Below are 15,812 nucleotides of genomic sequence, written 5' to 3'. Positions count from 1 at the left end.
CAGCTACGCGCTTACCCGCAAGCCGTTGATCTGGCATGTTGATTGAGGCGGATGGCGGCTTTGGAATTGCAGGATTTGCGGTGTTTGGGCGCTGTTTTCCTGCAATTCGGTTTTGCGATTCCCTTGCGCTACGGAGCGTGATTTCACTCGGTTCGGCGGCGGCGAATCGAGGGGATGGCGAATGTCCAGGCCACGCGAAAAGCGCGAGACGGGAGAGCAGGACCTGTTCCGCTCCAGGCTCGATCAGATCATCAACATGAAGCACGAGCTGGTGCGGCTGGCGCAGGCGATCGACTGACCGGTTCTGGAGGAGCGTTTCGGCGCCGTCTATTCGGACGGCCCTGGCATGCCGCCGCTGCCGACCCGGCTGATGGCGGGGCTGGCGATCCTCAAGCACACCTTCAACCGTCGGACGAGGTGCTGTGCGAGCGCTGGGTGGAGAACCCCCACTTCCAGTATCTTTGCGGCGAGGAATTCTTCTGCCACGAACTGCCGTTCGACCGCTCGTCGATGACGCGCTGGCGCAGTCGCATGGGCGAGGAGCGGATCGTGGCGCTCTTGCAGGAAAGCCTCAGTCTTGCGGTCAAGACCGGGGCGATGAAGCCGGCCGACACGCGCCAGGTCATCGTCGACACCACCGTGCAGCCGAAGAACGTGATGTTCCCGACCGACGCCAAGCTCATCCACCGGGCGCGTGAACGGCTGGTGAGGCTGGCCAAGAAGACGGGTCTCAATTTGCGCCAGAGCTATGTGCGGGTCGGCAAGCTGGCGCTGATCAAGCACCAGCGCTATGCCCACGCCAAGCAGTTCAACCGGGCCAACAAGGCGCTGCGCAGGCTCAAGACCTATCTCGGCCGGACCCTTCGCGACATCTCCCGCCAGATCGCCGGCGATGCGGAGCTGGACGCGCTCTTCAAATGGCCGCTCTACCAGGCCGCCACCGTTCTCCAGCAGCGTCAGCGCCAGCGCGGCCGCAAGATCTACAGCCTTCACGCGCACGAGGTGGAATGCATCGGCAAGGGCAAGGTGCATGCGCCCTACGAGTTCGGCGTGAAGGTGTCGGTGGCCACCACGCTGAAGCGCTCGAAGGGCGGCCAGTTCGCCCTGCATGCAAAAGCGCTGCCCGGCAATCCCTATGACGGCCACACGCTCGCAAGCGTCATCCCCGACATGGAAAAGGCCATCGGCAACGAGATCAGCCGCATCCTCGCCGACGCCGGCTATCGCGGCCACAACGCACCGGAGAGCCACACGTTCAGGGTCTTCACCAGCGGCCAGAAACGCCGCGTCACCCCGGTCATCAAGCGCCAGATGCGCCGCCGCTCCGCCATCGAGCCCGTGATCGGCCACATCAAGGCCGAGCAGCCGAGCACCGGATGGGCCGCAACTACCTCGCCGGCAAGCAGGGCGACGCGGTCAACGCCATCCTGGCCGCCGCAGGCTACAACTTCTCCCTCGTGCTCAGGTGGCTGAAGGATCTTTTGTGGCTTCTCATCGCCGCCCTCCAAAGTCAGCCGAAGGAACTCGAAGCCTGATCCCTCTCATTGTTCACGGCCGACAAATTACGATATTCTAATAGTGTGTTCGATCAACCACACCGAAACCGAAAAATATCTCGCAACTGCGAAACGGGTTGGAATTCGCGCAAAAAGCTGTTACGCGCTTTTCAGTACCTTAGCGGTTCGGCGGGCCTCAGGTAACGTGGGACAGAAGGATTGATGCGGATGAACCTAGTTGTGAAAAGTGTGTTGGCCGGAGTTGTTGTGTTGGCCGGCTTCGCCCCGGTGTCGTCTTTCGCGCAGGATGGGTCGTGCACCTGTGCAACCGCCTATAATGGCGTAAATCCGATTGGATCGCTCGGCAGCGTCAATGGCGACGTGATGATCTCGCAGGTGGCTGGCTATGGCCCGGCGCAAGCGGGCGGCGCGCTGGATTTTGGCAGTCGTGTCGTGGTTGGCGCCAAGGGCTCGGCTTCGGTTCAGGTCGGTGGCTGCAATGTGAGCGTCCCGGCGAATTCGACGCTCGATATTTCGCGTGTCGAGAACAAGATCTGCCTCAATGTCCTCGGTTCTGAGCACACCGCCCAAACTGGCAATTCCGGGGGCATTACCAACAACAAGCCGTTGTGGATCTTCCTTGGGTTGGCCGGCGGTGCTGGTATTCTGGCGGCAACGCAGGACAACGACAACGGCCACGCCGTTAGCGACTAAGTTGACCGTAAATAGGGCAACGGTAGCAGGGGCGCATGGCGCTTCTGCTGCGTGTCTGTTGTTAGATGGAATGGCCTTGGCGTTCATGCTGGTGTTGTAGCCAGTATATTAGTCGGATCGCTTAAGCCAAGGCGACGTGCGGATGTCTGAGGCTTGCGGCCGGGAGGCGAAGGGCGGGGGTGCCAGTCCCGCCAGCCAACATGGCCGAATCGCAATCGTCCGCTTCGCCGTTGCGTGTCAGTGCGAACTGCAGTCTCGACATTCCGGCGGCGGTTAAAGTCGATCCCGGGGAAGGCGGCATGTGGGTAGCGCTGTCACATCGGGACTTCGCCTTGCGCCAACTCTGCCAACTCTGTTGGGTGGCGCTGTTGTCGGCCTGTATGATGGCAACTCTGTCAGCCAGTAGCTGGAGCCTAGGCTTCATCGCATCGCATGAGCTTGACACATGCGCCACTCGCTGTGCGGCGGGTGACGCATTTATGTTTTTTTGGGATGACGTCGCTACATTTCTTTGTTGCAGTCACAAACGCCCATGATCGATCTGCATTCCCATATCTTGCCCTGCCTCGATGACGGCTCGCCCAGTCTTGCCGAATCGCTGGAAATGGCTCGATTGGCGGTGGCCGACGGAACGACCCACATGGCGTGCACACCGCACGTGACGCCCGGCGTATACGAAAACGGAACATCGAACATCGTCCGGGCGGTTCAAGAGTTGCACCAGGCGCTGCGCGACGCCGCCATACCGCTTGCTCTTTATGTCGGCGCCGATGTTCACATAGCGCCGGATCTTCCGGATCAATTAGCGGCTGGCAGTGTACCGACTTTAAACAGGTCCCGTTATTTTCTGTTCGAACCGCCGCATCATGTTCTGCCTCCACGAATGGAGGATCTTGCTCTACGCCTGATAAATGCCGGCTTCATCCCGATTCTTACTCATCCTGAGCGTTTGACCTGGATCAAAACGAATTACGACGTTATCGAGAGGTTGAATGCAGTGGGTTGTCTTATCCAGCTTACCGCAGACTCGATTGTTGGTGCTTTTGGACGCACGGCGCTTTATTATTCGGAAAAGCTGATTGACGAGGGCAGGGTGGACATCATCGCATCGGACACGCATAGCGCTACACGCCGGCGTCCTGGCCTTTCACAGGCGGTTGCTGCTGCTGCCAAGCGATGTGGGGAAGACGAGGCCCGTAACATGGTGTTGAAACGTCCAGGCGAAATATTGGCGAACCGGCCCATCGAGCCGGTCGGAAAAGCACGTCCAAAAAAACCTAATGCCGGCAACGCCGGCCGTTTTGGATTGGGCCGCTTGTTCAAGGGCGGGACAGTGTGATGGGCGTTTTCCGTTTCGTAAGAAGACATATGGTCACAATGTTTGCCTTGCTTGCATCACTGGCAATCTCGGCATGCACGAGCACCCCGTCGACGACCCCATCCTCTTCGGGTGCGGTCGATGCGCTGCAATTGACATCATCATCCGCTCCACTTTCGGGCGGCGGCGCTCTACAGGTGGTGAAGGAACTGCCTGCGCCGCAAAATACACAGAACGGCAGCGAGCAGCCTCTGTCGCCGAACGATGTGCTGGAGGTTAATGTGTTTCAGGTCGACAACTTGAACAGAACGGTTCAAGTCGACTCTGGCGGCCAGATTTCGCTTCCGCTTATCGGCACGATTACCGCGGCAGGGAAGACCGTCCGTCAGTTGGAGCAGGAGATCGAGACCGACTACGGGTCCAAATACCTGCAGTCTCCCGACGTCACGATCTTCGTCAAGGAATCGATCGGACAGCGCATTACCGTCGACGGCGAAGTCAACAAGGCCGGTATTTATCCAGTGTCGAGCAATTCTTCTCTCATCGATGCGATCGCCCTCGCTGGGGGGTTCAATACCGTTGGGGACGCAAAAAAGGTTTTTGTCTATCGCAATGTCGGCCCAAATACATTGGTTGCTAACTACAACGTCGAGGAGATTCGTGGTGGCAAAAGCCGCAATCCGCGCATCTATGGTGGCGACAAGATTGTGGTCTTCGCCTCGAAATCGAAAATTGCGATGAACAATCTCAAGGACGCCCTCGGTGTTGCATCAAGTGCAGCCCGGCTTGCTGTGGTCCCCGGCTTGTGATTCACGGCGGCAGAAATTCAGGACTGAAAATCTAGGATCACCTCGCACCATGCTCGATCGCAACAGGCAGCATCAAATCGCAGGTCCAGGACATGGCCAGGCCCTGTCCGCCGACCTCTATTATGACGGTGCGCAAAACTTTAGCCCGTACGGTCGCGATTATTCGGAACAGGACGAGGGCTTTAGCCCGCTCAAACTGCTCTTTTACGTTGTCCAATATCGGTGGCTGATCGTCATGCTTGCGGCAGCTGGGGTTGTTGCCGGCGTCGTCGTAACGATGATGCAGACGCCAAAATATCAGGCGACAACTCAATTGGAGGTTCTGGTGCCTTCGGCCAAGGTCTTCCAGGATATTGAGGTGGTGTCTGAAAACAGCGATGTACGAGCCTTTCAGACTGCACGCGAGAAGCTCAAAAGCCGGGCGTTGGCCCAGCGGGTTGTGTTCCAATTGGGGCTCACCGAAAAGCCGGATTTCTTGTTCCCCACGCCGGACTTTTCAGTTAGCAATATTTTCTATCGCGCGTTCGGAGTGTCAAAATCGCCTTCCATTCAGGAGAAAACTCCAGAGCAGCGCGAGGAAATTGCAATCAAACGTGTTCTAAATGATCTCACAGTCAATCTGGTTCCCAACACGAGCCTGCTGTCGATCACGTTCGTCGATCAGAAACCGAAATATGCCAGCGACGTCGCCAACCAGGTCGCGCAAAGTTTTATTGATCAACGTCTCGATCAGACAAGTGAGACGTCCGACCTGGCGCGACAGTTCATTCAGGAGCAGGTCCTGCAGGTGAAGCAGAAGCTTCAGAAATCGGAAGAAGAGCTGGTCGCTTATGCGAAGGATGCCGGCATCACGATAACCGGTGACGACAAATCGCTGATAGGGTCGAACATCGAGGCGCTAAACACGGCGCTTGCGACGGCAATCCAGGACCGTCTCGATGCGGGACGGGTGGTAGACCAGATAGACAAAGGTCGTGGAGCGAGCCTCTCTCCCGTGTTGGAAAGCGAAGGCTTGCAGAAGCTTAGCGAAAAACTGGCTGACCTGACCAGCCAGTATCAACAGAAGCTAGGCATTCTGAAGCCTGGTTTTCCAGAAATGCAACAGCTTCAATCTCAGATCAAGGAATTGCAGCGTCTCTATAACAACGGCGTGCTTGCCATTACGGATTCACTTCGGTTGAAATACCAGGAAGCGCAGAACAAAGAGGCTGACCTTAAGGCCAAACTTGCCGAAATGGAAAAGCAGCAGGTTATTTTCAACGACAAGAACATCAAATACACCATTCTGAAACGCGAAGTTGATTCAAATCGGTCGCAGTACGACAATCTTATAGCCAAGCTGAATGAAGTGGGTGTCAGCTCGGAACTCAAGACGCAAAGCGCGGCAGTGGTAGATTTCGCGGCGTTGCCAGATCACCCATATTCTCCTCGGTTAACTATCAATGTAGCGATCGCCCTTGCTCTTTTCATGGTCCTGAGCGCATCGGTTATTTACGTCATTGAGCTATTGAACAACACCTTCACCAACCCTGAACAGGTCGAAAAAGAGCTGGGGCTGGCGATGCTTGGCATCTTGCCGCTCGTCGACGACCGAGAACTCATGGCCAGTATCGCCGATCAGAAGTCCGGCTTGTCGGAAGCCTACCGTTCACTTCGAACATCGTTGCAATTCTCGGGTGCGGAAGGCGCGCCACGATCGCTGGTTGTCACAAGTTCGGAGCCCTCCGAGGGCAAGTCTACGACATCATTCAAGCTTGGGCAGGATTTTGCGGCACTTGGTGCAAGAGTGCTTATTGTCGACGGCGACCTCCGGAAACCGAACCTTCACCGCCTGTTTGGCCTGGATAATACGATTGGGCTCAGCAATCTGCTAACAAATACCGTCCGCAAGGAGGATCTGGCCAGCATCTTCAGGGCGACGAAATATCCCAACGTGACCGTCCTGACGTCTGGAACAATCCCACCAAACCCCGCGGACCTGCTCTCGTCACCGAAAATGGCTCTGATCGTCACAAATCTCGGCAAGCGCTTCGATCTCGTCATAATCGATGCGCCGCCAATCGTCGGCCTCTCGGATGCGCCCATCCTCAGCCGGCTTGCTGAGGGCACATTGATGGTGATCTCTACCAATCAAGTGACGCGTAAGTCGGCTAAGACGGCGTTGAAGCGCCTGCGGGCAGCGGGCGCCAACGTAGTCGGCGCTGCGATGTCCAAGTTTGCGGTGAATAAGTTCGACTACAACTACGCATACAAGTACATGAATTACCAGTATTACAACTACGGCACGGACACGGGTACTCCGAAGATTGAGGGCAAAGTCGATGATGGAGCAGGCCAGCCCGCTTATGCAGAATCTCCGGCGCTCAGTCGCCTGGTTCGTCGCATCCGTTCTAGTGTTGGTGGTTTCCTCGATCGGGCTAAGTCGATTTCTTGAAACTGAAACGCCGGCCGTCTCTCTTGCGCTGGATCCGTTCAACGCTGATGCGTTGATAGCTGAAATCACCAGCGACCTGAACGACACGAATAATCCTCCCAATCTTGATCTATTGCTTGCCAAGACCCGTGGAGCGCTTAGCTTTGATCTTGCGGACGCGCGTCTCTATAGCCTGATCGGCGAGATCAAATACCGGCAGGGCGAAAAGGACGAAGCCTATGCACTCTTTGATCAAGCAAGAAAACTGTCCAAAACAGAAATCCATGCGTTACAGAGATCCATTAGCCGTGCCGTAGAAATAGGCCATTTGACAAAGGCCATTGGCGAGATCGACATTTTGCTACGGCGATGGCCGGACCAATTTCCGGCGATCGCTGGCGGCATGCCGGCAATTCTCTCGAATCCTGATGGATACCAAGCTGTGCTGACAGCCCTCGGGACCGAGGCGCCCTGGAGGCCTAGGCTAATCGCGGCTCTTAGCAAAACTCCCGAGGGACTCGACTTCGCAAATCGGCTTCTGCTTGACTTGTCAGGCACAACCGCACCGCCAAAATCGAGCGAACTTTCCGTGGTGATTAGCGGCTATATCCTTCAAAAGAAATATGAACCAGCTTATCGGTTGTTTCTGTTCAGCCTCTCTGATCAGGAGAGGAAGTTGGGGGGGTACATTTTCAATGGAACGTTCGAACCAGTGGCGAGCGGCAGACCGTTCGATTGGCAACTCCGCGATCAATCGGGATTGGAAGTTACATTTGCAGCCTCCGACCACGCAGTCGAGGGCGAAGGTGGTGCAACGGTCCGTTTCTTGAATACGCCAGTCAAGAAGACAGCTCTCGAGCAGTACATTGAGCTACCTCCTGGCTCCTACAGGATCTCCCTGGCTGCCTCCGCAAGGAATCTTAAGCTTCCAAAGGAATTATTCTGGTCGATCAGATGTGTTGACCCGGCTGGAGAAATAGCGCGATTCAATATTCCGGAAGGCACGTATAATCGTCAGAACCTCAGCCAGGATTTTTCGGTTGGACCGTCTCCGTGTCCGCTGCAGTTGCTCAGGCTGCAAACCGCCGCCATTGCCGAGAGCTGGCGGTTTCGATATGTCGGTACATTGATAATGCACAAATTGAGCATCGAGAGACTTCCATCTTGAACGACCGGCCTTCGGAATGGGATAAATATCTTCTCGGGTCGGTGTTGTTCATGTCGCTGCTGATCGGCGGTGGTACCGCGAGCGGCCTCTATACGGACACTTTGATCGAGGTTGCTGCAATTGTCTCGGCGGCGGCCGTTTTTACCCAAACCTCTGGCCAAAGAAGCTCGCAATCGGCTCTGTGGCTGCTGATTTTAGCCGCAGCATTGGCAGTTTTGCAAATCGTCCCACTGCCGGCGACAATATTCAACGGGTTGCGGCCAGAGCTTCTGCTCGGAGATCCCTGGATTGGAGAAAGCCGATTTCGGTTTATCAGCGTTGGGGTCGGCCGCACGGTCGAATGTCTGGTTTATCTTCTTGCCTGTGCTGCGTTTTTTTTGGCCGTATTGCGTTTACGTGCCGAGCAGGTCAGCGCGCTTCTTCCGTTTTTCTTCATGGGTGTTATCTGCAACGGTTTGGCGGGAGCGATTCAATATTCACTCTCTGACGACATTGCTATTATAGGACTGTTGCCTTTTACGATCAATGCCGGGCTTTTTGCTAACGTGAACCATTTTTCGGCGTTGCTTTTTGTGTCTATTCCCTTCGCAGTCTATTACGGTCTGTTCCGCGGGCATCTATTGTCCGGATCTTTCGGCTTGATCGCGCTTTTGCTGCTGCTTTTAGCAGCCGGTTCCCGCGCCGGTGTTCTGATAGGACTGGCGATAACCGTATTGTCCGTCATCTTTCTTTCAGCCCGTTCCAGGGCGAGTGGATTTGGTATTCTCCTAATTTTCATAGCGCTTTCGATCTACACGATAGGCGCTTGGACTAAGATCGATGCAGAAGTGGTCGATCCGGCATTCGGGCGGGGAGAATTCGCCCGCACCACAATAGAAGGAATAAAGGAGAATTGGCCAACAGGAGTGGGCTTCGGCAACTTTCAAAAAGCCTATCAAATATACGAGAGAGAAGGCATGATTTTCAGCAACTATGTTAACCATGCCCACAATGATTACCTTGAGATAGCCTTCGAAGGGGGAATCTTTGTTATTTCCTTGATGATAGGTTACTTTGTCTTGCTTTTGATGACATTGGCTAGGGCTCGCCGCGATTCTCTTCAGAAGGCGGCGTTTCTCTCAGTATCTTTTCTTCTTATTCATTCGCTGGTTGACTACCCGCTGCGAACCGAGGCGCTGGCGATGACGTTCGCGTATATGAACGCGATCATCTTCCACAAAGGATTTGCGGAACGTTTTACCCGCAAGCGCGAGGTGATCGAGATCGACCACGATGGTGACAAGCTGTTTGTTCCCGTAGAAATGTCGAGGAGGTCACCAGTTAAGGCCGCATCGCTTTAGCGGTGCCGACTGCAGTCAGTCGCCGGTTCGTCGGTGCTTGAGATCTCGAAGGGGTGGGGGAAATCGTGCCGAAATGTTTAGGGTGCGCGGGGCTTCTTCTTCCTCACCTTCAACGAGAAACGGTTTTCACACTTAGGCCTGGACGTTGTTGGTCTAGGCCCTTCACTTCCCATTTGCGTTTTTCTTCGCCATCGTCCCGGACGCCGAGGCGCTGTATGGAGGTCACCGATACCTACTTGCCGAAGCATGATTGCGCAATCCGTTTCGGGCATCGAATGCCCTTTGATAACTGGGGGATTTCTAATTTTGGATAAGTGTTCGGTTTTTGGATAAGAATTCGGGGCGCCCACAGTGGCCGCCGAGTAGTTCGCATGAGCGGCCCGTGATTGCCTGAGGAGGGTCGCATGAACTTTCTTGTAACCGGGGGGGCCGGCTTTGTCGGCTCAGCAGTCTGCCGGCACTTGTGCAGCAATCCGGCCCATCGCGTGACCAATCTCGACAAGCTTACGTATGCAGGAAACCTAGCGTCGCTGCGAGCTATTGAGAACGCCCACAATTATAAGTTCGAGCACGCCGACGTTTGTAACGCGAGGGCGGTTCTGGACATTCTAAATCGCGATGAGATCGACATTGTCATGCATCTGGCCGCCGAAAGCCATGTGGACCGGTCGATCGACTGGCCCGCTGCGTTTATCGAGACCAACATTGTTGGAACCTACCGAATGCTGAATTCGGCGCTGGAATATTGGCGCAGGCTCCCCGGCAAGAGAAAAAGCCGGTTCCGCTTCCACCACGTTTCGACCGACGAGGTGTTCGGCGATTTGCCTTTCGATAACAGTGTTTTTACTGAACAGACACCATACGCGCCATCCTCGCCGTATTCGGCTTCAAAGGCCGCATCCGACCACCTGGTGCGTGCGTGGCATAGAACTTACCGCCTGCCGGTCGTGCTGTCGAACTGCTCGAACAATTACGGTCCTTGTCAGTTTCCCGAAAAGCTGATCCCGCTCGTCATTTTGAACGCTCTCGAGGAGAAGCCGCTGCCGGTATACGGCGCCGGCAGTAACGTGCGCGATTGGCTCTTCGTCGACGACCACGCCCGCGCCTTGGCTATAATCGCTACCCGAGGTGTAGTCGGCGAGAGCTACAATGTCGGTGGCGGCTCGGAACGCAGCAACATCGAGGTGGTCGAGGCAATCTGCAGCATTCTGGACGACCGACGGCCGCGTTCCGGTTCTCGGCGGTATCGCGATCTCATCGCATTTGTCGCGGATCGCCCTGGCCACGACCGCCGTTATGCGATCGACGCCTCCAAGATACGGCTGGATCTGGGCTGGGCGCCGCGCGAGACATTCGCCGGCGGCCTCGCCAAAACGGTCGACTGGTATCTCCAGAACGAATGGTGGTGGGGGCCGATCCGCCGCGACCACTTTACAGGCGAGCGGCTTGGCGAGGCGCGAGTGGGTGCTGTGTGAGGCTTATCGTCACCACGCGAGGCCAAGTCGTTAATAGCTCGGTCGAGCGTGTCTATTTGACTCAGCTTCGAGAGATCACTGTAGTCGGCCGGCCTCAGCTCGATCCGGCGTAGCCGGAATCATCGCTCCCGCGCTCGCGGCCACTCGATCTGCTCGTTTCCGCCGCAGGCTGCACCGCCTCGATCAGGCCAAAGATGAACCGGACCTTGCCTCCGAGGTCAAATGGCGCGCTGGCAGCCAAGGTTTCGATAACAAATGGGATGCACCACGACAAGATGCAGCGGCCACAGCCCAGGCAGTATTTTCCTGCCCCTCCTAGGAGTAACGGCTCGCTGGGCAGGAATTTCCCGATTTCGCTCGCTGCATGGAAAATTCATTCCCGAACCAATCGGCTGCAGGCTTGTCTTGCATTGTTCTGGACAGGAGCGATCTGCTAGAAGGCCTGCACGAAAATAGATTTGTCCAGAAGTGCGGCTTGAACCGGGCGGCTGAAAATTGCGCCTATTGATGATGCAAGCTCTTGCGCGGACGGCACGAGAGAACGCTTACAGTCCATGAACATCGCGCTTACGCACCTTCAGCGGCTTGAGGCCGAATCCATCCATATTTTTCGCGAGGTCGCCGCGGCTTTCGCCAAGCCGGTGATGCTCTATTCGGTCGGCAAGGATTCGTCCGTGCTCATGCACCTGGCGATGAAGGCGTTTTATCCGGCCAAGCCGCCCTTCCCCTTTCTTCATGTCGACACGACCTGGAAATTCCGCGAAATGATCGCCTTTCGCGACCAGATGCAGCAAAAGCTCGGCTTCGACCTCCTGGTCCATGTCAATGAAGACGGCGTGCGCGACAACATCAATCCGTTCGACCACGGCTCCAACACGCATACGCATGTGATGAAGACGGTGGCGCTGCGGCAGGCGCTCGACAAATACGGGTTTGACGCTGCCTTCGGCGGCGCGCGACGCGATGAGGAGAAGTCGCGCGCCAAGGAACGCATCTTCTCGTTCCGCAACGCCCAGCATGCCTGGGATCCGAAGAACCAGCGGCCGGAGATGTGGAAGATTTTCAACACCCGCATCGCTGCCGGTGAATCGATCCGGGTGTTCCCGTTGTCGAACTGGACCGAGCTCGACATCTGGCAGTACATTCTCCAAGAAGACATCCCGATCGTGCCGCTGTATCTGGCCAAGGAGCGGCCGGTCGTCGAACGTGATGGCATGCTTATCCTTAGGGATGATGAGCGCATGCAGCTGCGGCCCGGCGAAACAGTGGAGAACCGGATGGTGCGGTTCCGCACGCTCGGCTGCTATCCGCTGACCGGCGCGATCGACTCGGACGCCGACACTCTGGAGGCGATAGTCGGCGAAATGCTCACCGCGCGCACGTCCGAGCGGCAAGGTCGCCTGATCGACCGCGACGAAGCCGGCTCGATGGAAAAGAAGAAGCGCGAGGGGTATTTCTGAGCATGCGCCACATCATGGCCAAGAGTCTCGCCCCAACCGACGGCGTCCGCGACTATCTGGCGGCGCAGGAACGAAAGTCGCTGCTGCGCTTCCTGACCTGCGGTTCGGTCGACGACGGCAAGTCGACGCTGATCGGGCGCCTGCTTTCCGACACCAAGCAGATTTTCGAGGACCAGCTGGCCACGCTCGAGCGCGATTCACGCAAGCACGGCACCACCGGCGACGACGTCGACTTCGCGCTGCTGGTCGACGGCCTCGAGGCCGAGCGCGAGCAAGGCATCACTATCGACGTCGCCTATCGCTTCTTCGCCACGCCAAAGCGCAAGTTCATCGTCGCCGACACGCCCGGCCACGAACAGTACACCCGCAACATGGCGACGGGCGCATCCACCGCCGATCTTGCCATCGTGCTGATCGATGCCCGACAGGGCGTACTGCGACAGACAAGGCGGCATTCGATCATCGCCTCGCTGCTTGGCATCCGCCACATCGTGCTCGCCGTCAACAAGATCGACCTTGTCGGCTTCGACAAAGCGGTTTTCGAGCGGATCGTCGCGGATTACGGCCAGTTCTCACGCGAGCTCGGTTTCCAGTCGATCGTGCCCATTCCGATGTCGGCCCGCTATGGCGACAACGTTACCGGTCGTTCCGATAGGACGGACTGGTATTCCGGCCCGACACTGATCGAACATCTCGAAACCGTCTCGGTCGACGAGGCCGCGGTCGAATTGCCATTCCGCTTTCCCGTCCAATATGTGAACCGTCCCAATCTCGATTTCCGCGGCTTCGCCGGCACCATAGCGTCCGGATCGGTTGCGCCGGGCGACGAGGTGGTCGTCGCGAAATCCGGCAAGTCCTCCCGTGTCAGGCGCATCGTCTCGCATGGCGGCGACCTTCAGCAGGCTATCGCCGGCCAGGCCATCACCCTTGTCCTCGACGACGAGGTCGAGGTCTCTCGCGGCAATATGCTGGTATCACCGGCAGCGCGGCCGCAGGTCGCCGACCAGTTCGCCGCCAACATCGTCTGGTTCGACGAACACGCGCTACTGCCCGGCCGCTCCTACATCTTGCGCACCGAGACCGACCAGACCAGCGCCACCATCACCGACCTGAAGTACCGGGTCAACGTCAACGACTTTGCCCATGAGGCGGCCAAGTCGCTTGAAATGAACGAAGTCGGCATCTGCAACATCTCGACGCGGTCGCCGATCGCCTTCGATCCGTTTGCCGAGAACCGCACCACTGGCGCCTTCATCCTGATCGACCGCATCACCAATGCCACGGTCGGTGCCGGCATGATCCTGCATTCGCTGCGTCGCGCCGAAAACATCCACTGGCAGTCGCTCGATGTCGGCAAGCGCGCCCGCGCCGATATGAAGAACCAGCGGCCGGCGGTGTTCTGGTTTACCGGGCTGTCAGGCTCGGGCAAGTCGACCATCGCCAATCTGTTCGAGAAAAAGCTGTTCGCCACCGGGCGCCATACCTACATTCTGGATGGCGACAACGTCCGTCACGGCCTCAACCGCGATCTCGGCTTCACCGACGCCGATCGGGTCGAGAACATTCGCCGCGTCGCCGAAGTGGCGCGCCTGATGGCCGACGCCGGGCTGATCGTCATCGTGTCGTTCATTTCGCCGTTCAGCGCCGAGCGACGCATGGCGCGCGAATTGATGGCCGATGGCGAATTCGTCGAGGTGTTTGTCGACACACCTTTCGAGGAATGTGCCAGGCGCGATCCGAAGGGCCTCTATGCGCGGGCGTTGAACGGCGAGATCAAGAATTTCACCGGCGTCGATTCACCGTATGAGGTGCCGGAAAAACCCGAAATTCATCTCAAGACACTCGGCAAATCGGCCGAGGAGATGGTGGACACCCTGGAACACTGGCTGGACGAGCGGGACATTGCCGAAGACCAATATGACAGCGGCGGCGGTATCTGACGCCGAAGCAATGCTCGCGGTCTTCGAGCACCTTGCCTTGGCGGCAGGGCGCGAGGTGATGCGCGTCTTTCGTGCCGGCTGTGCGGTCGACAGCAAGTTGGACAGTTCGCCGGTGACGGAGGCTGACCGCGAGAGCGAGAAGATTATTCTTGCCGGGCTGCGCGCCGCATTTCCCGAGATTCCGTGTGTGGCCGAGGAAGAAGCTTCGGCCGGCATCATGGCACCGGATCTCGGCGACGCCTTCTTCCTGATCGATCCTCTCGACGGCACCAAGGAGTTCGTCAACCGCAGGACCGATTTCACTGTCAACATCGCGCTGGTTCGCCATGGCGTGCCGGAGATCGGCGTTGTCTTCGCGCCTTGCACCGGCCGCTTCTTTTCCGGCCGGCCGGGCAAAGCGGAAGCGATCGAGATCAATGACGACTATGAGATCGTCGATCGCCAGCCGATTTCGGCGAGGGCCGGTATGGTGCCGCTGACCGTCGTTGCCAGCCGGTCCCACAACACGCCGGACACCGACGCCTATATCCGCGCGCTTGGCGCGGCCGAGATCGTCTCAGTCGGCTCATCGCTGAAATTCTGCCTCCTCGCCAGCGCCGAGGCGGACATCTATCCGCGCTTCGGTCGCACCATGGAGTGGGATACGGCCGCGGGTGATGCGGTGCTACGCGCCGCCGGCGGCATGACGCGCACGCTGGATGGTGAGCCGCTCGCCTACGGCAAGCGCAACCAGAGCGACGACGAGGATTTCGCCAACCCGCATTTTATCGCCAGCGGCAAGCTGCTGGGCCTGCCTAGACGATGACTGCGCAGTTTCCAGACCCGTACGAAAGTGCGAGTGCTACAAGTGATTTATGGAAGTTACCTCAGATATTGCTCGAGATCTGTAGGCACAATGGGACGATCCCTATCCAGCCTGGCGTGGCCGATTCGCTTCGCGTCCGGTCGCTGCTGGCGGAGCCTTCACACGGTGTATCCAAATTGCTATATACCGGTACACTTGAACGGCTATACGAGCGAGTGATGGCGTTCCACATCAAGAATCCCGAGACCGACGCGCTGGCCCGCCGGGTCGCCGCGCTTAAGAGGACTGGTCTGACAGAGGCCGTCCATGCCGCGCTCACGCATGAGCTTGAGCGCGAACAGGCTAGACCGTCCCTGGTGGAGATCGGCGTCAGGTTCTGCCGTGATCTGCGAGCCCGGGGCAAGCCCGATCAGGGCAAGCCCGCCGACAAGGCGTTTCGCGACAGCCTGTACGAGAATGACTGATGTTCATCGACGCCTCGGCTCTGACGGCGCTGATGACCAACGAGGATGATGCGCGCGAACTCCTTGCACGCATGCAGCAGACCAGAAAGCGGCTGACCTCGCCACTTGCGGTATGGGAGGCTGCAATCGCGGTCGCGAGAGTCTTGGACTTGGCAATCAGCGAGGCGGCTGAGGCCGTCGAAAGCTATCTCTCATTGATGGAGATTGACATGGTCGCGGTGCCGCCGAATACGGCTCGCCTCGCGCTCGAGGCTTTCGATCGCTTCGGCAAGGGCCGGCACCCGGCGCGGCTAAACTTTGGTGACTGTTTCGCCTATGCTTGTGCCCGGCATTTTGACCAGCCATTAATGTTCAAAGGCGCCGACTTTCCGCAGACCGACATCGAGGCGGCGTGAGTGCCACAGTCTCGC

12 protein-coding genes and 1 pseudogene are annotated in these 15,812 nt (G+C 57.6%); all 13 read left to right on the top strand.

Annotation, left to right across the window (positions count from 1 at the left end):
• Window positions 1-181: 181 nt before the first annotated feature.
• The 13 genes and pseudogenes from NKJ17_RS25430 (at window position 182) to NKJ17_RS25370 (ending at window position 15,797) form a co-directional block, all read left to right on the top strand.
• A pseudogene (locus tag NKJ17_RS25430) lies at window positions 182-1,535 on the top strand (IS5 family transposase).
• Between the two features lie 228 nt (window positions 1,536-1,763).
• Window positions 1,764-2,210 (top strand): hypothetical protein, encoded by a 447-nt coding sequence (locus NKJ17_RS25425; RefSeq protein WP_352690643.1) that lies wholly within the window; start codon window positions 1,764-1,766, stop codon window positions 2,208-2,210.
• A 532-nt stretch (window positions 2,211-2,742) separates the two neighbouring features.
• Complete coding sequence (locus tag NKJ17_RS25420; protein ID WP_352690575.1) at window positions 2,743-3,549, top strand: tyrosine-protein phosphatase; 807 nt, start codon at window positions 2,743-2,745, stop codon at window positions 3,547-3,549.
• Window positions 3,549-4,337: a polysaccharide biosynthesis/export family protein gene (locus NKJ17_RS25415; RefSeq protein WP_352690573.1), complete on the top strand. Its 789-nt coding sequence runs from the start codon at window positions 3,549-3,551 to the stop codon at window positions 4,335-4,337. Before NKJ17_RS25420 ends, NKJ17_RS25415 begins: the two co-directional genes overlap by 1 nt.
• Window positions 4,338-4,386: 49 nt before the next feature.
• Complete coding sequence (locus NKJ17_RS25410) at window positions 4,387-6,771, top strand: GumC family protein (RefSeq protein WP_352690571.1); 2,385 nt, start codon at window positions 4,387-4,389, stop codon at window positions 6,769-6,771.
• On the top strand, window positions 6,659-7,918 hold the full coding sequence (locus NKJ17_RS25405; RefSeq protein WP_352690569.1) for a tetratricopeptide repeat protein: 1,260 nt from the start codon (window positions 6,659-6,661) through the stop codon (window positions 7,916-7,918). The genes NKJ17_RS25410 and NKJ17_RS25405 overlap by 113 nt, the downstream gene beginning before the upstream one ends.
• 50 nt (window positions 7,919-7,968) lie before the next feature.
• On the top strand, window positions 7,969-9,258 hold the full coding sequence (locus NKJ17_RS25400; protein ID WP_352690567.1) for an O-antigen ligase family protein: 1,290 nt from the start codon (window positions 7,969-7,971) through the stop codon (window positions 9,256-9,258).
• Window positions 9,259-9,662: 404 nt separating this feature from the next.
• Window positions 9,663-10,733, top strand: coding sequence for a dTDP-glucose 4,6-dehydratase (rfbB, locus tag NKJ17_RS25395; protein ID WP_352690565.1), 1,071 nt, complete (start codon window positions 9,663-9,665; stop codon window positions 10,731-10,733).
• Window positions 10,734-11,287: 554 nt separating this feature from the next.
• A complete protein-coding gene (gene cysD, locus NKJ17_RS25390) occupies window positions 11,288-12,193 on the top strand; it encodes a sulfate adenylyltransferase subunit CysD (RefSeq protein ID WP_352690563.1) in 906 nt (301 codons plus the stop codon).
• Between the two features lie 2 nt (window positions 12,194-12,195).
• On the top strand, window positions 12,196-14,133 hold the full coding sequence (gene cysN / locus NKJ17_RS25385) for a sulfate adenylyltransferase subunit CysN (protein ID WP_352690561.1): 1,938 nt from the start codon (window positions 12,196-12,198) through the stop codon (window positions 14,131-14,133).
• Window positions 14,134-14,143: 10 nt separating this feature from the next.
• Complete coding sequence (gene cysQ, locus NKJ17_RS25380) at window positions 14,144-14,938, top strand: 3'(2'),5'-bisphosphate nucleotidase CysQ (protein ID WP_352690641.1); 795 nt, start codon at window positions 14,144-14,146, stop codon at window positions 14,936-14,938.
• 218 nt (window positions 14,939-15,156) lie between these two features.
• Entirely contained in the window at window positions 15,157-15,402 is a 246-nt protein-coding gene (locus NKJ17_RS25375; RefSeq protein ID WP_352508782.1) for a type II toxin-antitoxin system VapB family antitoxin, read from the top strand.
• On the top strand, window positions 15,402-15,797 hold the full coding sequence (locus tag NKJ17_RS25370; RefSeq protein WP_352508781.1) for a type II toxin-antitoxin system VapC family toxin: 396 nt from the start codon (window positions 15,402-15,404) through the stop codon (window positions 15,795-15,797). Before NKJ17_RS25375 ends, NKJ17_RS25370 begins: the two co-directional genes overlap by 1 nt.
• Window positions 15,798-15,812 lie beyond the last annotated feature (15 nt).

The organism is Mesorhizobium sp. M0208 (genome assembly GCF_040322015.1).
GTDB lineage: Bacteria > Pseudomonadota > Alphaproteobacteria > Rhizobiales > Rhizobiaceae > Mesorhizobium.
Note: the sequence above shows the minus strand (reverse complement) of the source record. Positions and strands in the feature narration are given on the sequence as shown.

Bases quoted from the DNA above. Each gene is read 5' to 3' on its own strand.
- NKJ17_RS25420 (WP_352690575.1), top strand. From the start codon at position 2,743: ATGATCGATCTGCATTCCCATATCTTGCCCTGCCTCGATGACGGCTCG.
- NKJ17_RS25415 (WP_352690573.1), top strand. From the start codon at position 3,549: ATGGGCGTTTTCCGTTTCGTAAGAAGACATATGGTCACAATGTTTGCC.
- NKJ17_RS25410 (WP_352690571.1), top strand. From the start codon at position 4,387: ATGCTCGATCGCAACAGGCAGCATCAAATCGCAGGTCCAGGACATGGC.
- NKJ17_RS25405 (WP_352690569.1), top strand. From the start codon at position 6,659: ATGATGGAGCAGGCCAGCCCGCTTATGCAGAATCTCCGGCGCTCAGTC.
- NKJ17_RS25400 (WP_352690567.1), top strand. From the start codon at position 7,969: ATGTCGCTGCTGATCGGCGGTGGTACCGCGAGCGGCCTCTATACGGAC.
- rfbB (WP_352690565.1), top strand. From the start codon at position 9,663: ATGAACTTTCTTGTAACCGGGGGGGCCGGCTTTGTCGGCTCAGCAGTC.
- cysD (WP_352690563.1), top strand. From the start codon at position 11,288: ATGAACATCGCGCTTACGCACCTTCAGCGGCTTGAGGCCGAATCCATC.
- cysN (WP_352690561.1), top strand. From the start codon at position 12,196: ATGCGCCACATCATGGCCAAGAGTCTCGCCCCAACCGACGGCGTCCGC.
- cysQ (WP_352690641.1), top strand. From the start codon at position 14,144: ATGCTCGCGGTCTTCGAGCACCTTGCCTTGGCGGCAGGGCGCGAGGTG.
- NKJ17_RS25375 (WP_352508782.1), top strand. From the start codon at position 15,157: ATGGCGTTCCACATCAAGAATCCCGAGACCGACGCGCTGGCCCGCCGG.
- NKJ17_RS25370 (WP_352508781.1), top strand. From the start codon at position 15,402: ATGTTCATCGACGCCTCGGCTCTGACGGCGCTGATGACCAACGAGGAT.